The 16,087-nt window shown below is 66.0% G+C and carries 15 protein-coding genes; 1 reads left to right on the plus strand and 14 read right to left on the minus strand.

Annotated elements, in window-relative coordinates:
• Positions 1 to 31: 31 nt before the first annotated feature.
• Positions 32 to 2,992, plus strand: a complete 2,961-nt coding sequence (locus tag ABW16_RS09470) for a UPF0182 family protein (protein WP_047318925.1) — start codon at positions 32 to 34, stop codon at positions 2,990 to 2,992.
• A 13-nt stretch (positions 2,993 to 3,005) separates the two neighbouring features.
• Here the strand turns inward: ABW16_RS09470 and ABW16_RS09475 are convergent, their stop codons facing one another.
• From ABW16_RS09475 to ABW16_RS09540, 14 genes are read right to left on the minus strand one after another with little or no spacing between them, the layout of a single operon-like run.
• Entirely contained in the window at positions 3,006 to 4,223 is a 1,218-nt protein-coding gene (locus ABW16_RS09475) for a TetR/AcrR family transcriptional regulator (RefSeq protein ID WP_047318926.1), read from the minus strand.
• Positions 4,216 to 5,019 carry an oxygenase MpaB family protein gene (locus tag ABW16_RS09480; protein WP_047318927.1) on the minus strand — a complete coding sequence of 268 codons (804 nt, stop codon included), beginning with the start codon at positions 5,017 to 5,019 and terminating at the stop codon, positions 4,216 to 4,218. The genes ABW16_RS09475 and ABW16_RS09480 overlap by 8 nt, the downstream gene beginning before the upstream one ends.
• 2 nt (positions 5,020 to 5,021) lie before the next feature.
• Positions 5,022 to 5,936, minus strand: a complete 915-nt coding sequence (locus ABW16_RS09485) for an oxygenase MpaB family protein (RefSeq protein WP_047318928.1) — start codon at positions 5,934 to 5,936, stop codon at positions 5,022 to 5,024.
• 35 nt (positions 5,937 to 5,971) lie between these two features.
• Entirely contained in the window at positions 5,972 to 6,151 is a 180-nt protein-coding gene (locus ABW16_RS09490; protein WP_047318929.1) for a hypothetical protein, read from the minus strand.
• Positions 6,152 to 6,179: 28 nt separating this feature from the next.
• On the minus strand, positions 6,180 to 6,983 hold the full coding sequence (locus tag ABW16_RS09495; RefSeq protein ID WP_047318930.1) for a mannan-binding protein: 804 nt from the start codon (positions 6,981 to 6,983) through the stop codon (positions 6,180 to 6,182).
• Complete coding sequence (locus ABW16_RS09500; RefSeq protein WP_052956825.1) at positions 6,980 to 7,552, minus strand: hypothetical protein; 573 nt, start codon at positions 7,550 to 7,552, stop codon at positions 6,980 to 6,982. The genes ABW16_RS09495 and ABW16_RS09500 overlap by 4 nt, the downstream gene beginning before the upstream one ends.
• Before the next feature lie 6 nt (positions 7,553 to 7,558).
• The gene (locus ABW16_RS09505) at positions 7,559 to 8,173 is read right to left on the minus strand and encodes a hypothetical protein (protein ID WP_047318931.1); all 615 of its coding nucleotides are present in this window, start codon (positions 8,171 to 8,173) and stop codon (positions 7,559 to 7,561) included.
• Positions 8,174 to 8,190: 17 nt separating this feature from the next.
• Entirely contained in the window at positions 8,191 to 9,462 is a 1,272-nt protein-coding gene (locus ABW16_RS09510) for an MlaD family protein (protein ID WP_047318932.1), read from the minus strand.
• A complete protein-coding gene (locus tag ABW16_RS09515) occupies positions 9,459 to 10,553 on the minus strand; it encodes an MlaD family protein (RefSeq protein WP_233424733.1) in 1,095 nt (364 codons plus the stop codon). Before ABW16_RS09515 ends, ABW16_RS09510 begins: the two co-directional genes overlap by 4 nt.
• Positions 10,554 to 10,570: 17 nt before the next feature.
• Positions 10,571 to 11,707, minus strand: a complete 1,137-nt coding sequence (locus ABW16_RS09520) for an MCE family protein (protein WP_052956826.1) — start codon at positions 11,705 to 11,707, stop codon at positions 10,571 to 10,573.
• On the minus strand, positions 11,704 to 12,738 hold the full coding sequence (locus tag ABW16_RS09525; RefSeq protein WP_047319062.1) for an MCE family protein: 1,035 nt from the start codon (positions 12,736 to 12,738) through the stop codon (positions 11,704 to 11,706). Before ABW16_RS09525 ends, ABW16_RS09520 begins: the two co-directional genes overlap by 4 nt.
• Positions 12,735 to 13,784: an MlaD family protein gene (locus tag ABW16_RS09530; protein ID WP_047318934.1), complete on the minus strand. Its 1,050-nt coding sequence runs from the start codon at positions 13,782 to 13,784 to the stop codon at positions 12,735 to 12,737. Before ABW16_RS09530 ends, ABW16_RS09525 begins: the two co-directional genes overlap by 4 nt.
• A complete protein-coding gene (locus tag ABW16_RS09535) occupies positions 13,781 to 15,223 on the minus strand; it encodes an MlaD family protein (protein WP_047318935.1) in 1,443 nt (480 codons plus the stop codon). Before ABW16_RS09535 ends, ABW16_RS09530 begins: the two co-directional genes overlap by 4 nt.
• 3 nt (positions 15,224 to 15,226) lie before the next feature.
• Positions 15,227 to 16,087: an ABC transporter permease gene (locus tag ABW16_RS09540; RefSeq protein ID WP_412178192.1), complete on the minus strand. Its 861-nt coding sequence runs from the start codon at positions 16,085 to 16,087 to the stop codon at positions 15,227 to 15,229.

Consider the following 16,087-nt stretch of genomic DNA (forward strand, 5'->3'; position numbering starts at 1 on the left):
TCAGGGACAACTGAGCTAGGGAGCGTGGCACGTGGGGATGCGGCCCACTGCGAGGATGCCGAAATTGACCGCGCGCAGCCGGATCATGGTTGCCAGCGCGTTCGTCGTGATCGCGCTGCTGCTGGTGGGGCCGCGGCTGATCGACGGCTATGTCGACTGGCTGTGGTTCGGAGAGCTGGGCTACCGCTCGGTGTTCGTCACGACTTTGCTGACCCGCCTGATCACGTTCGTCGTGGTGACGCTGCTGGTCGGCGGAATCGTGTTCGCCGCGATGGCCACCGCCTTCCGGGTCCGGCCGGTTTTCGTCCCCAGCAACGGCGTCAACGACCCGGTGGCGCGGTATCGCACCACGGTGCTGTCGCGGCTGCGGCTGATCGGATTCGGGATTCCGGCGGGCATCGGAGTGCTGGCCGGAATCGTCGCGCAGAGCTACTGGGTGCGTATCCAGCTGTTCCTGCGTGGCGGTGACTTCGGGATCAACGATCCGCAGTTCGGCAAAGACCTGGGCTTCTACGCCTTCGATCTGCCGTTCTACCGGCTGGTGGTGGGGCTGCTGCTGGCGACGCTGTGCCTGGCCACCATCGCGAATCTGACCACGCACTACATCTTCGGTGGCATCCGGCTGTCGGGCCGGGCCGGCGCCCTGAGCCGCCCGGCGCGCATCCAGGTGGTCAGCCTGATCGGCACCCTGGTGCTGCTCAAGGCAGGGGCGTACTGGCTGGACCGCTATGAGCTGCTCAGTCACACCCGCACGGGTAAGCCTTTCACCGGAGCCGGCTACACCGACATCAACGCGGTGCTGCCGGCCAAGATGATCCTGCTGGCGATCGCGCTGATCTGCGCGGTCGCGGTGTTCTCGGCGATCGTGCTGCGCGACTTACAGATTCCGGCGATCGGTTTGGTGCTGCTGCTGCTGTCGTCGGTCGTGGTCGGCGCGGGCTGGCCACTGATCGTCGAACAGTTCAGCGTCAAGCCCAACGCGGCGCAGAAGGAGAGCGAGTACATCTCTCGCTCGATCACGGCGACCCGGCAGGCCTACGGGCTGACCGAGGATGTGGTCACCTACCGGGACTACCGCGGTGATGCGCGGGCGACGGCTGCGCAGGTGGGCGCCGATGCGGCCACCACCTCCAACATCCGGCTGCTCGACCCGACCATCGTCAGCCCCGCGTTCACCCAGTTTCAGCAGGGCAAGAACTTCTACTTCTTCCCCGACCAGCTCACCATCGACCGGTATCGCGACGACGACGGCCAGCTGCGTGACTACGTGGTCGCCGCCCGCGAGCTGAACCCGGATCGACTGATCGACAACCAGCGCGACTGGATCAACAGGCACACCGTGTTCACCCACGGCAACGGGTTCATCGCCTCGCCGGCCAACACCGTGCGCGGTATCGCCAACGACCCCAACCAAAACGGTGGATACCCGGAGTTTCTGGTCAATGTCGTCGGCGCCAACGGCGGTGTCGTCTCCGACGGACCGGCCCGCCTCGACCAGCCGCGTGTCTACTACGGGCCGGTGATCGCCGACACCGTCGCCGACTACGCGATCGTCGGACGCAACGGCGCCGACCGTGAGTACGACTACGAGACCAACACCGAGACGAAGAACTACACCTACACCGGCGCCGGCGGGGTGGGTATCGGAAACTGGTTGGCCCGCAGCGTGTTCGCCGCGAAGTTCGCCGAGCGGAACTTCCTGTTCTCCAATGTGATCGGCGCCGACAGCAAGATCCTGTTCAACCGTGACCCGGCGAGCCGGGTGCAGGCGGTGGCGCCCTGGCTGACCACCGATTCCACGGTGTACCCGGCGATCGTGAACAAGCGACTGGTGTGGATCATCGACGGCTACACCACGCTGGACAATTACCCGTACTCGGAGCTGACGTCGTTGTCGTCGGCGACCGCGGACTCCAAAGAGGTGGAGTTCAACCGGCTGCTGCCGGACCGGCGGGTGTCCTACATCCGCAACTCGGTGAAGGCCACCGTCGACGCCTACGACGGAACGGTCAGCCTGTACGCCCAGGACGAGCAGGACCCGGTGCTGAAGGCGTGGATGAAGGTGTTCCCGGGAACGGTCAAACCGAAAGCCGAGATCACACCCGAACTCGCCGAGCACCTGCGCTACCCCGAAGACCTGTTCAAGGTGCAGCGCATGCTGCTGGCCAAGTACCACGTCAACGACCCAGTGACGTTCTTCTCCACATCGGACTTCTGGGACGTGCCGCTGGACCCCAATCCCACCGCCAGCAGCTTCCAGCCGCCGTACTACATCGTCGCGAAAAACCTTGCTAAGGGCGATAATTCAGCGTCCTTCCAGCTGACCAGCGCGATGAACCGGTTCAAGCGCGACTACTTGGCCGCCTACATCAGTGCCAGCTCGGACCCGGACACCTACGGAAAGCTGACCGTGCTCACCATTCCCGGGCAGGTCAACGGGCCAAAGCTGGCCAACAACGCCATCACCACCGACACCACGGTCAGCCAGGACCTCGGCGTGATCGGGCGCGACAACCAGAACCGCATCCGGTGGGGCAATCTGCTGACCCTGCCGGTGGCACAGGGTGGACTGCTCTACGTCGAACCGGTCTATGCCTCACCGGGTTCCAGCGATGCTTCGTCGTCGTACCCTCGGCTCATCCGGGTGGCGATGATGTACAACGACAAGATCGGCTACGGGCCGACGGTGTCCGACGCACTCACCGGCCTGTTCGGGCCCGGTGCCGGTGCGGCCGCCACCGACATCGCACCTACCGACAGCGGCGCTGCTGCGCAGGGGACGGCACCGTCGGCCACCCCGCCCGTTGCGGCGGTGCCCACACCCCCGGCCGCGGAGGTCGCGTTGTCGCCGGCGAAGGCCGCGGCGCTGCGCGAGATCGAGTCGGCGCTCAATGCGGTGCGAGACACCCAGCGCCGCGGTGACTTCGCGGCCTACGGTGCGGCGCTGCAACGCCTCGACGACGCCATGGCCAAGTTCAACAGCGCCAAATAGGGGTGCGGTGCGCTCAGGCGCCGAACAGCACCGAGTGCATCAGCGTGCGTACGCACGCCTGCTCGTAGGCCCTGTGCGGCGTCGAGGGGTCGGGCCGGTCGTAGTGCACCAGTCGACCGAGATCGACCACCAGACCCATCGCGGCGTGCACCAGGAATCGGGCAGCGGTTGCGGTGAGTTCGGGCCGCACCGACCGCAACAACCCCACCCAGGAGTCGATGGTGGAACGCTGCACGTTGCGCAGCAGCGCCCGATCGGATGGGGACAGGTGGATCTGTTCGCTGTAGTAGATCGACGCCAGCTCCGGGTTGGCGAACGAGGTGGCGACGTAGATGTCGACCAGCTGCGTGAGCGCCTCTCGCGGTTCGGACCGGTTGGTGTTGACCACCGACAGCTCCGCGGAGAGCCGATCGGACGAGCGGCGCAGCGCGGTGCTGAGAATGTCGGCTTTGCCGGGAAAATAACCGTAGATACTCGAGATTCGCAGTCCGGCGGCCTTGGCGATCTGGGCCACGCTGGTCTCGGCGTAGCCGTGGCGGTGGAACAGCATCATCGAGGCGTGCAGCACCGCCTCGTACATCCCGGCATCCGCGGTGAAGATGCGCGCCCCGCTCGCCCCGGAAGAAAAGTTGTCCGGCACGGGAAATTCGGTGTGCAGCAACGCCCGCGACGCCGTCGTCAGGAGATCCGTGATGTCGTCGGCCGTGGCGCGTAGGTGGTGGTCGGTGATCCCCCCGGCGACGCTGAGCAATGCCGCTGAGAGCATCTGTCGATGCAACAGCGGCGCCGCCGGCCGTAGCTCGGCCAGCGGCTGCTGTAGGCGTTGGTTGACCAGGCGTAGCTGATCCAACAGCGTGGTGGCGTCGGGTTCGCGGAGATAGCGTGCCTGCCATCGGTACAGGCCACCGGATTCGCGGTTGCGCAGTGCGACATCGATCAGGGCGTGTATCAGCTGGTCGAGTGCTGCCGCCGGGCCTGCGGCGGGGTCGACGACGATGTCGGTGACGTCGACCAGTTGCTGGCTCAGTGCCAGCACCGCGACGCGGAACAGGTCGTACTTGCTGGCGTAGTGCCGGTAGAGGGCGGGAGCCGAGACACCGACCTCGGTGGCGATGTTCTCCACGCTGACCGCGTGATAGCCCAGGGTGCTGAATGATTCGGCGGCGGCCCGGGCGATCTGGTCCTTGCGATCTTTGGGGCGCCGCCGGGTCGTGCGTGCGGTGTCAGCCACGCGCGGCGCCCAGCGAGGTGCTCGGCTGATGTGCGGCCGTGCGTAGTGCGGCGCGCGCCCTGGCGTTCCAGTGGTGTCGCGGGGTCAGCGAGGAGAGCTGAGTCAACCGGACGAATTGGCGCAGCGACCATCGGTCGGCGGCATTGACGTTGGTCCCGGTGAGCTCGCGGGCGCGGGGGTGCTGCAGGGCACGAATGGCGGGGTGGGGGACTGCGCGCATCCACCAGTCGGTGGGGGCGAAAATCTGTTCGCGAAACGGCTCGAAGTGGGCGCCGGCCATCAGGTGCGCCTGGCAGTAATCCTCGAAGTATTCAACGAATTCCGGCCAGGTCGCAGGCATGGGCCGGGTAGATACGCCGTATCGGCGATACCAGGCGCAGCACTCGGCATAGAGCTGCTCATGTTCGTCGCCGTCGAGGGGACGAATGAAGGTGTTGACCATGACGAAGAGGGACTCTACGTAAGCGCTGTGCTGAAAATGGAAGGTGTCGGGGTTCAGTGCGTGGTACTTGTGCCCGAACCTGTCGACGCCCTTGACGTGCTCGTGGGAGAAGCGCATCTGGGGTCGCATGTCGAGGTCGGCGTAGGCGTAGTTGACGGCTTGGGTGAAGGTGCGTTTCTTGTGCAGCCAGATGCGGTTACGCATCAGGGCGTGCTCGCTGATGCCGGCGGCGATGCCGGGATGCAGCAGCAGCAGACATACCGCTCGGGGCAACACGAACAGGTAGCGCCGGTCGGCCAGGAAGTGCCACAGCAGGCCGTCGGGCCCCAAGCCGTCGTCGTGGTGAGTCGCCATGGTCAGATCAGCGACTTGTGGCGCCGGATGCGATGGCGAACATCGGCCATCAGCACGTGATAGTTGGCGGTCCGGAGGAACCGGGGAATGAAGCGGTTCACAAATGACACGAACAGAAAAAGATTTTCGAACTGGCGTTGTTCGCCTCGCGACCATTGCACACCGAGCAGCTCGCGAAAGACCGGTGGCAGAAACCCGATCGTCAAGAATCGCAGCAGCGGCCCCAGGAGCGCCCGGAAGATCGGGTTGACCATCTTCAGGTCGACTAGGCGCATGAGGTAGTCGCGCACGGCGTCGTCCATCCGAAGAGTTTGGCAGGTGGTGTTCCAATAGGTGTCGAACTCGGCGCGGGTGGGCGGCCACTGGTCGTCGGTGACCTGCAAGGTGGTGCCGAGCGGCCAGGCGTGGTGGTAGAACGCCTCCGCCTGTTCCTCGGTCATCTTGCCGCGCAGCAGCTGGTAGGTGTCCTCGTAGAAGACGAACAGGCACGCGGCGACCCATAGTTGCAGATCCCGGTCGAAGGCGTTGTATTTGACCGGACTGTCCGCCGTGGAGCGAACCTGCCGATGCGCGACGTTGACCGCGTCACGGTAGGCGGCGCGTTCCTCCTCGGTGCCCAGCACCGCGACGGCCATGTACTGGGCGGTGGTGCGCAGCCGCTTCCACGGATGTTCCATCAGCGAGCCGGATTCCACTCGACTCTCCACGACGCCGTAGCCGACGCCGGGCATGCTCAACTGCATGATGACATTGGCCGCCGCCGCGGCAGCCGACCAAAAGTCCAGTGCCTCAGTCAGATCGACCGGGTCGTCGTCCCAGCGCGGGGTGTAACAGTCGACGTGAACCCGGGTCTCGGCGGTGGTGGGTAAGCGGTGCCGGGCCTGGTCCTGGCCGTGTTGTTCATGGCAGGTCGACATGTGAGCGATCCTCTCGATGCAGCGATATGTGACGGCTAGGGTCCGGCAAGGTAGTGCGGGAGTTGGGCGAGTCCCCAGATCAGCCCGGCTGCACCGACCACGACACCGAAGAACAGCACGACCAGCACGCCGGCGCGCAGTAGCCGGGCTTCGGGGGTGGCCAGGTAGCGCAGCACGCTCACGACAAGGTCGATGATCCGCACCAGAAGCATCATCTCCAGGGTCCTCCTATCAGGGCTGGCCTCACGTTCCACCGTATTCCGGTCGCAGGGCGGGCGACAGCGACGCCAGGGGCACCCTGGCCACCACCGCCCCGCCATCCATGGACCACACGAACCGGTCGGCGGGCTGCGGGTTCTCTCGAAGCAGCGGGGCGTCGGGCAGGTACAGCACCAGTTGGTCGGGGGTGAGCGCGAATGCCCGGTAGTCGCCGGTATATCCGCTGCCCCGTGAGCTGGGCTGAAACTCGTCGACGGTGAACGGGTAGGTGTTGGGCGCATGCGGGGGCGCCGCGGCGTCCAGCGCGGCCGGCAGCACCGGGGCCGCCGCGGCTGCGATGACGGTCATCGGGTCGACGCCCGGCTTGAACAGGTCGCCAATGGTCAGGCGGCGCCCGGTGGCCATGTCGAACACGAAGGTGCGGTAGGCGTTGTTAGCTTGCATCCCAAACGGTTCCAGACATTCATGTACGACCAGCGACTGCACCGCACCCGGCCCGGGAAAGCTCTCGTAGTAGGCGACAGCACTGCTGTCCCGCACCGCCTCGGCGCCCGAGCTGCGCCAGCCGCTCATCAGCCGGCGGTAGAAGTCGCGCACCGCCGGTCCGGCCGCGGCGTTGTCCAGCATTGCCTCGGGAAGGTCAAAGGCGATGTACCGCTCGGCCTTTCGTGGCGACACCACCAGGGTCGTGCAGCGCTGACCGTCCCAGCTCGCCTGAAGCTCGTCGCAGAAGCCCGGCGCGGAGGCGACGGCCGCCGGGGCCAGCACCGTGTTTGCGGTGACCAGCGCAGCCGCCAGACCGCACCACGCTGTGCCGCTACTCGTCATTGTTGCTGCCCTGCCACGACATCGCTGACCAGCCACCGCCCGCCATCTCGGTGCAGGGTGAGCGCCATGGCGGTGACGTCGGGCGGCGCTTGGGCGATCTGGCCTCCAGGGTCCTTTTTCAACGCCGCGCTGCTGAAGGTCTGCTCGACGAACAGCAGCACCGTGGCGTCGGTGGCGTCGGCTGATTTCACCGCGGAGTCGATGATGGTGCCACTGGTGGTCACCTGGTTGGCGATCAGCATCGCGCGAAGCTGGGAGCTCTGCTTGGCGTAACGGTCGTGGAATGTACCGGTCGATCGGTCCAACAGCTCGGTGATCTGCCGATCGACCGTGCCGGGACTCGCTGTCGTCAGCAGCACCGCGTATTGCGTTGCGGCGTCGGAAGCCTCACGGGCGGCGACGTCGAAGCGATGCTGCTGGTACAGCAGCCAGCTCTGGTATCCGCTGCCCGCGAGAACCGCGAGAGTGCCCAGGGCGGCGGCCGGCCGGGCCAGCCGCCGCAGCCGGCGGGGCCGAGCCGCCGGAGGCTTCTGCGGCGTCTGGGTGTCGGGCTTCTCGATGGTGGTCATGGTTGCTCAGACCAGATCGACCTGGCTGGCCAGCCAGCGGTGGTCGACGAGTTCCATGGTCATCTGGATCCGGTTGCGGTCGATCCGTGGTTCCGATCGCACCGCGTTGGTGATCGACTGATCGACGAACAGCAACACCTCCACGCGGGTCGTGGTGGCGGACTTGACGGCCGCGTCGAGGACGATTCCCTTGCCGGTGGCCTTGTTGTCGATCAGGACCTGACGTAATTGCTTGGCGCCCAAGCTGTAGGCGTCCTTGAACTGGCCGGTCGCGCCGTCGAGCGCGCGGGCGTAGTTGCCGTCGATGTCGGCGGTGTCCAGGCTGGTCAAGGTGATCGCGTAGTCCTTGGCGGCCGCCAGGGCGGCCTGCCCCGCAGCGGCGCGTGCATCAAGCTGGTGCAGGAGCCACCCGGCATATCCCGAATAGGCCACAGCCGCGATCACCACGGCGGCTACCAGCGTCACCGGCGCTCGGCGGCGCCGCGACACCGGTACCGAGGGTGTTGTGGGTTCGGGGTCGATATGGTCGGCGGCCTCGTCATGCGCTGATTCCGTCTCGAGGTCCGTCTCGCGTTGTTCGTCGAGTTGGTCGAAGACGTCCGGGTCGGCGGTTTTTCCCATGGGGCTCGGCTTTCTCATCAGTTGGGGATCCACGCGGGCAGCTGCGGACCGCCATCGGGAGTGGGCAAGGTGTAGGGCGGATAGACCGGAGGCGGTTCCAGGGTTGCCAGCGGGTCGTGGCCCGGGGGCGGCCCGGCGGTGTCGTCCCCGGGTGGGCGTGGTGCGTTGCGAGCGCCGCGAACCAGCAGCGAGGGGTCGTCGTCGGGGCAGTAGGTGTAACGGTACGGCGCAGGGAAATTCACCGCCGAGGGCGGTTTGCGGGGCAGGCCGTAGTCGCAGCGGTGCCTGGGATAGATGTCGGCGATCACCCAGATGCCGCCGTCGTGCACTGTGCCGGCCAGTCGGTCCACCAGCGAGCCGTGGTCGGGGCGCCACAGGTCCTGCAGGGCGGGCACCCGCAGGTAGAGAATCTGCGACAGGGTGGTCAGGTTGCCCAGCAGGGCGTAGACGTTCTCCCGGTTATCGCCGATGAAGCTGTCGACCTGTCCCAGTTCAGTACCGCCGAGTTCGACCAGGGTGCGGAACCCGCCGTCCATGGCGTTGGCCCCGCCGAGGATCTGTTGCAGGTCGTTGCTGGTGCCGCTCAATCCCGGGCTGACGTCGCTGAAGGTGGTGAACGTGACCCGGGTGTTGCGCAACATGCTGACCGTCTCGGGTAGTACGCCGTCGAGCGTCGAGGCGAGCAGCACCGTGCCGTCCAACAGCGCGGACAGTTTCTTGCCGCCATCCGGACTGACTCGAAGCTCGTTGAAGACCGCTGTCAGTTTCTCGGCGTCGACCTGGCCCAGGGCGCCGCGGCTGTCGTCGATGATCTGGGGCAGCGAGACCGGCACGCTGGTCTGCTCCTGGCCGACCAGTGAGCCGTTGGTGAGGTATGGCCCGTTCTCGTGCTCGGGGCGAAAGTCCAGGTATTGCTCACCGGCGACCGACAGCCCGGACACCCGCACCGGCGTGTCGCGCGGAATGGGGCGGTCGGCGCGCAACGAGACGACGGCCTCGGCTCCCGTCGCGGTCAGGTGCACATCGGTGACCCGGCCGATCGGGATGCCGCGCAACGTCACATCCTGATTGACCAGCAGCCCGCCGGACTGCGGGAGCAGCACCCGCACCGAGATCGTCTTCTGCGCGGGGTTGATCCCGACGCCGAAGATCGTCACATATGCCGCCGCCACCACCGTGGTCAGCGCCAACCCGATGCCGGACAACAGAATTCGCCGTCGGTACCCGGCCTGGACCAGCCACACGCCCAGCCGGGCGAACAGGTCGAGGAGGTCGAGAAACGGTCTCATCGCTGCGGTCCGTAGATCCGGGAGAGCAGCATGTTCCACTCGTAACGCAGGTCTCCGATCATCAGATGCCAGTCGGTGCCGTCGGTCCAGTGGAATTCTGGATCGCCCGGGTAGTTCTTGTCAGGCCAGGGAACCAGCGTGATCTTGTCTATCTCTCCCTTGACGTGTGCGGCAGGGCCGTTCATGGTCTTCATCAAGATGCCCAGGAACCGGTTGAACGGCATCAGCGACAGCTCGGGGTCGACGGCGATCTCGTTGAACACTCCCGCCATCTTGTTCAGGTCGGCGGTCAGGCTGCGGGTATCGGTGCCTTGCAGAGACGGGAAGCGAGACAGCTGACGGGTGATCCGCGCGCCGGTGTCGACCAGGTCGATCAGATCGGAGGTGTTGTCGGAGATCACGTTGAGGGCGGGCGCCAGGTGGGTGAGGGCATCGTCGAAGGTGTTCTGACGCGCCGACATGGTCGCGGCCAGCTCCGATGACCTCCGCAGCGTCCGGTCCAACTGCTGCGACCGGGCGCTCATCCGCGACAGCAGGGTCGCGGTCTGGTCCAGTAGCAGGCCGAGCTTTTCGCCGCGTCCGCCGACGGCCTTGCCCGCGCCGTTGAGCATGGACACCAGGTGGCGCACCGTGCCGCCGTTGACCAGCATCGCCATCGAGCTGATCAGTTCTTCGATGGTCGGAGCGTTGGCGGTGGATTCCAGCGGCAGTACCGAGCCGTTGTGCAGCAGCGGGGCGTCGTCCGGCCGGTTCTTGTCGGGCCAGATCTGAACGAAGATGTCGCCCAGCGGGGTGGCCGACCGCAGCTCGGCGGTGCTGCCGGCATACAGCGGTACGGCCGATTTGATCCGCATGGTGATGTAGGCGTTGAAGTCTTGAGCCCGAATGGATTCGACCTCACCGATCTGCGCCCCGTACAACCGCACCTTGGCCTTCTCGGGAAGGTTCAGTGCGTCGGAGAAGACGGCGGTGATGGTGTAGTACGGCCCGCCGCCGCCGGGTGCGGGCAGGGCCACACTCTCTAGGTCCAGGCCGCAGCCGACCGTCAGCAGCGCGGTCGCGATCGCCAGCGCCGCACGAGTTCCTCGCACCCATCTCGTCGACCGCGTCATGGCTGCTGACCGATCCCGTCCTGCATCAGATCGAGCATGCTGCCCAACCCGAAGTCCGGTCCGTAGTCCTGCAACGTTCCGGTAGCGCACGCGAGCTGCCGCAGGCCCATCAGGTTGCAGACCTCCTTGCCGAACTGACTGTTGAACAAGGTCTTGCCCAGCAGCAGGTGAGATCGCAGGCTGCCCGCGTTCTCGTCGATGACGTTGTAGAAGTTGTCGATGAAAAGCGGTCCCACGTCCAGGATCTCGCGCAGGTCGCGTTCGTTGTCGGTGAGCGTGGTGGCGACTGTGCGGACACCGGAGAAGGCGTCGCGCAGCCGGTCGGAGTTGCCCTCGAGAAGCCGCGACGTCTCGGCGAGTAGCCGGTTGATCTTGGCTCCGGTGCTTCCGGCACCCAGATTCTCCGCGGCCAGGATGTCGCCGAGTTGGTGGACGTAGGAACCGAATTCCCGTAGTGCAGCGTCGTTTCGGGATGCGGCTTCGCTGAGTTCGGCAACGTTGGCGATGATCGTCTGGATGTTCTTCTTACTGCGGGCGCCTTTGTCCGACCCGACGTGCAGGGCTTGCGACAACCGGCCCAGGGTCGCCTTGATATCCGGTCCGTTGCCGACGGTGATCTGCGAGCCGAGGGCGACGAATTCGCCCAGCGGTCCCTGATTGTTGTCGTCGCCCCGCAACGCGCTGCCCAGCTTGTCCATCATCGCCAGGGTCCGTTCGAACTCCACCGGTGTACGGGTGCGGTCCAGGCTCAGCACATCGCCGTTGCGCAGCTTGGGCCCGCCGCGATACGCCGGGGTGAGCTCGACGTGACGGTCGGTGAGCACCGAGGAGGAGACGGTGACGGCTTCGGCGTCGGCGGGGATGTCGACACCGGCGTCGATCGCGAGCTTCACCTCGACGTACCCGCCCTTGGGGGTGATGCTGGTGACCTTTCCGACGTCCATGCCGAGCACCGACACCCCGTTGCCGGCGTAAAGCCCTACGGCGTCTTGGAACTGGGCAGTCACCCGGATCTTGTGCAGCGATAGCCGCGGCAGGTCGGGGATCAACTGCGGTGCCACCGCGGCACCGGTCACGGCCAAGACGAGGACGGCCGCACCGGCGAGCACGTAGAGCTTGAGGGCGCGACTCATTCGCAGTCCTTGAAGTATTCGACCAGGTTGAACTGCCTGGCGCGTCCGCTCAGCGCGCACATCCAGGAGTCCACGAAGATCCCGGCCGGCAAGAAGACATCGGCCCCGTTACCGCTGCCGGTGGCATTGGCGAAGTTGCGTAACGCGACCGGGGTCGACTGCAGGAAGCTGCGCAGCAACGCGTCGTGGTCTGCGGTCATCTTCATGAATTCATCGAAGTCATGGATCATCTGGTTGACGGCCGCTTCGTCGCGCAGGATTCCGTGGGTGCGGTCGACCAGCAGGGTGGCGCTGGCGAACAGTTGTTGTACGGCCGCACGGCGGGTGGCGATCTCGCGCAGCACATCACGGCCCTGTAAGACCAGGGCGCCGAGGTTGGCCCGCTGGTCGCGCAGCATGGTGGTGAGCGTTTCGGTGTTGGTCAGCAGTGTGCCGAGCTGCTCGCGGCGGTCGGCGATGATGTCGGCCATCGCCTGCAGGTTGGTCAGCGCCTGCGGCAGTTCCTCGGCGACCCCGCCGAGGTTGGTGTTGAGCATGTTCAGCGAATCGACGAACCGATTGGCGTCCACCGGGCCCAGGGTGCGCGTCGCTCCGGCGAGGGTGCGTTGCAGATCGTAGGGAACCTGGGTGTGCGCCAAGGTGATCGTCCGGTTCTCCAGCTGCCCGGTGCCTGCCGGTGACAGTTCGAGATAGCGCGACCCCAAGATGGTGGTCAGCTTGATCGCGGCGCGGCTGTCGGCGCCCAGTGGGATGCCGCGTTCGACGTTGAATCCGACCACCACGTGGTCGCCGGCGAGCTTGACGCGTTCAACGGTGCCGACTTTGACGCCGGCGATGGTCACCACGGCGCCGGAGCGGATCTGGGCGGCTTGGGCGAACTGTCCTTGGTAGCGGGTCTTTCCGATGCCCAGTCCGGAGTAGACGACGGTGGCCGTGAGCACGGCGACGATGATGACGATCGAGATGACGCCCATCCAGGGCCGGCTGAAGGATTCGATGGGGCGTTTGAGTGCGGCGGGGATCAGGCTCATCGGCACGCCGCCGAATGCTGGTGGGCGAGGCCTTCGCTGGCGGTGGCCGCGCCGACGAAGGCCCGGAACCAGTGGAACAGACCGCGCCACAGGCCGAAGTCCAGTTCGCAGGCGTAGACGTCGCTGTAGGTGCCGCTCTGGGTGATCCGGGCCAGCCCCTGCAGTACGTACGGGAGGTTGGCCGCCATGTAGGCGAAGCGTTCGCGGCCGTCGTTGACGCCGTAGTTGAGCAGCCCGGGCTGGCGCGTGATGAACTCTTCGAGATCCGGGGTGATGTTGTCGACGATGGTGGACAGTCGCGCCATGGTGGCGTTGATCGAGCCCACCGAGTCGACCAACGGTTCGCGGTGATTCGCCAGCGCGACCATGGTGTCGCGCGACTGGCGGATCATGTTCTCCATGTTGGTGCTCTGTTTGGCCAGGTCGGTCATCAACTGATTGAGGTTGACGATGAGTGCGCTGAGCACCTCGTCGGGTCCGGCGAAAGTTTCGGCCATTTGTGAGGCCTGCGTGATCAGCGTCAGGATGGATGCGTGATTGCCTTGCAGCGCCAGAACTGTTGCGTTGCTGATGTTGTCCACCTGTTCGGGGTCCAGCTCGGCGAACAGTGGCTCGAATCCGTTGAGCATGTAGGAGACGTCTAGTGATGGGTTGGTGCGTTCGATCGGTATCTGACCCTGGTTGGGCAGGATCTCGCGGTTGTCGCCGGGACCTTGAGCCAGTCCGAGATAGCGCTGCCCGATGATGCTCTGGTAGGTCACCGAGGCAATCGTGTTCTGGTACAGCTGCTGGCTGCGTTGCACGCGGAACTGCACCCGGGCCGCGGTGCCGTGCAGTTTCACCCGGTCGACCCGCCCGACCCGCACCCCGGCGACGCGCACATCGTCGCCCGGCGCCATGCCGGATGCGTCACTGAAGATCGCCGAGTAACTGTAGGTGGGCCCGGCGATGTCGCGGCGCAAGGTGTTGTAGACCATCCAGGTGACAGTCAGGGCGAAGCTGGTGAACAGGGCCATGCCGATCACCGATTTGGAACGACTCCTCACCGGCCACCTTCTTTCGCGATCCGAGACAGGTGCACCGTGCTGCCGCGCAACAGCGGCGCCAGCAGTAGCACCGTGGGGGTGTCTGAGCTGCCGGTGATCCGGCTGATCTGCTGCCTTTCCAGCGGGCTGCCGACCACGCCGACGTTGCCCCCGATGACCGCGCCCTGGGGCTCGACGGTGGGGACTTCGGCAGGCGGTGGTCCGGGCGGCGGGGGGATCGGGGGTCCCTGCGGATCGCCGGGCATGGAGTGCCGGGGCGGGGTGAGGTTCGGCCGGTTCTCGGTCATGCCCGGAGTGGGGGAGACGCCCTGGGACTCCAACGCGGGGAACAGGTCCGGGGCTGTGGGCACTTCCGGTGCGGTGGCGCAGCTCGGTCCGGCCAGCTCGCCGTAGCGGGGGCAGTCGGCGCGGACGTAGGTGCGGCTGGGTGTCAGGGCGATGGCCGCCTTGACCTGAAGCAGGTTCTCGTCTGCGTCCCAGATGACGTCGTAGACCCGGTTGGCGAGGGTCTGCAACTTGGTTGACACGCCGTGGAATTCGCCGGCATGGTCCGCGATCACCCCGAGGGCAGGGGTGAGGTGGCTGGTGATGGTGATCATCCGCTCGGCTTGGTTCTCCAGGGCGCTGGCCAACGTGGTCGCGGTGTCGGTTCCGCCGGTGAGCAGGGTGGACAGCTGCGGTCCCTTTTCGGCGATGGTGGCCATCGGCTGAATCGATCGGTCCAGCGCGTCGAACAGTTCCGGGGAGACGCGCTGTAGACCGTCGGCCGCGGCTGTTAGCGCCGACAGCGTGGTCGGATCGGCGTCGTCGGTGGCGACGACGGAGTTCAGTTGCGCCAGAATCTCGTTCAGGTTGTGACCGGTGTCGGTCAGCTCCTGGCCGCGGCCATGGGTTGCGGTGCCCAGGGCGGCGATCACGCCGACGGTGGTGTCGTCAGGTTTGCGTCCCAGTGGGCTGATCAACTGGCGGAGCTTGTTCAGGACGTTCTGAAACAGCACGGTGGGCAGCGACTGGTCTTCGAGGACCACCGAGCCCGACCGCAGATGGTCGGGGGCGGCACCGTTGTCGACCAACTGGATCGCGGAGACGGCGAACAGGTTGGCCGGTACGACGCGGGCGGTGACGGTGCTGGGGATCTTGGCCGCGTGCTCGGGTTTGAGCACCACGTGGACTTCGTTGGGCAGCCCGTGGGTGGAGGGCGTGATGTCGGAGACGGAGCCGACCAGCAGGTCGTGGTACTTCACGTCGGAGCGCGGTGGCAGGCCGTCGCCGATGTTGGACAGCCGCACATCGATGCGCACCAGGTTGTCCAGCTTGCCCTGGGATTTGGCGACCATCAGCGTCGCGGTGGCCACGGCGATGACGATGAAGGCAACGCCCAGCGCGAACACCCGAAGGTTGGAAGGCCCGCGCGGATCGGTGTCGAAGGAGTTCGGCATCGCCTAACCCCCGAACCTGGCGCCGGATTCGACACCCCACAGCGCCATGGTCAAGAACATGTTCACCACGACTACGGCGGTGACGCTGGTGCGCATCGCGCGTCCGGCGGCGACTCCGACGCCTGCCGGTCCGCCGGAGGCGACAAAGCCGTAGTAGCTCTGGATGGTTGATGACACGAACACGAAGACGGTGGCCTTGAACGTCGCGTACAGCACGTCGCGGCCGTTGACGAACAGGGAGAAGTAGTGCAGGTAGGACCCGTTGGATTGCCCGGAGATCAGGATGACCGAGAACTGACAGGACAGGTAGGCGATACCCAGCGCTACCAGGAACAGGGGCACGACTGCGATCACCGAGGCGACCGCCCGGGTGGTGACCAGGAACGGAATCGGGTTGATCGCCATCGCTTCCAGCGAGTCGATCTCCTCGTTGATCCGCATCGCGCCGAGTTGGGCGGTGAAGCGGCATCCGGCCTGGGCGATGAACGCCATCCCGACCATGATCGGGGCGAGCTCGCGGGTGGTGGCGAACGACGAGATCAGACCCGTCGCCGGACCCAGGCCCAGCAGATCCAGGACGTTATAGCCCTCGACGGCGACCAGTGCGCCGGCGATCGCCCCGAGTGCCAGCGCGACCGCGATGGTGCCACCGCCGACGACGATCGAGCCGTTGCCCCAGGCGATATCGGACAGCAACCGCAGCATCTCGCGCCGGTAGTGCCGGAGCATGGTCGGGATGGATGCGAGCGTGCGCCCGAAGAAGTGCACCAAGTGGCCGGCGCGGGCCACTGCCACGAAGAACCCGCTGAAGAGCTCGGTGATCGTTCGCAGTCCGGGAATCTCAAAGGCGCTGGGAATGACCAT

This window comes from Mycolicibacter heraklionensis (assembly GCF_001021505.1).
Taxonomy (GTDB): domain Bacteria; phylum Actinomycetota; class Actinomycetes; order Mycobacteriales; family Mycobacteriaceae; genus Mycobacterium; species Mycobacterium heraklionense.

Coding starts and splice junctions, on each gene's coding strand:
- ABW16_RS09480 (WP_047318927.1), bottom strand. CDS start 5,019: ATGGCGACTCACCACGACGACGGCTTGGGGCCCGACGGCCTGCTGTGG.
- ABW16_RS09485 (WP_047318928.1), bottom strand. CDS start 5,936: ATGTCGACCTGCCATGAACAACACGGCCAGGACCAGGCCCGGCACCGC.
- ABW16_RS09490 (WP_047318929.1), bottom strand. CDS start 6,151: ATGATGCTTCTGGTGCGGATCATCGACCTTGTCGTGAGCGTGCTGCGC.
- ABW16_RS09495 (WP_047318930.1), bottom strand. CDS start 6,983: ATGACGAGTAGCGGCACAGCGTGGTGCGGTCTGGCGGCTGCGCTGGTC.
- ABW16_RS09500 (WP_052956825.1), bottom strand. CDS start 7,552: ATGACCACCATCGAGAAGCCCGACACCCAGACGCCGCAGAAGCCTCCG.
- ABW16_RS09505 (WP_047318931.1), bottom strand. CDS start 8,173: ATGGGAAAAACCGCCGACCCGGACGTCTTCGACCAACTCGACGAACAA.
- ABW16_RS09510 (WP_047318932.1), bottom strand. CDS start 9,462: ATGAGACCGTTTCTCGACCTCCTCGACCTGTTCGCCCGGCTGGGCGTG.
- ABW16_RS09520 (WP_052956826.1), bottom strand. CDS start 11,707: ATGAGTCGCGCCCTCAAGCTCTACGTGCTCGCCGGTGCGGCCGTCCTC.
- ABW16_RS09525 (WP_047319062.1), bottom strand. CDS start 12,738: ATGAGCCTGATCCCCGCCGCACTCAAACGCCCCATCGAATCCTTCAGC.
- ABW16_RS09535 (WP_047318935.1), bottom strand. CDS start 15,223: ATGCCGAACTCCTTCGACACCGATCCGCGCGGGCCTTCCAACCTTCGG.
- ABW16_RS09540 (WP_412178192.1), bottom strand. CDS start 16,087: ATGGTCATTCCCAGCGCCTTTGAGATTCCCGGACTGCGAACGATCACC.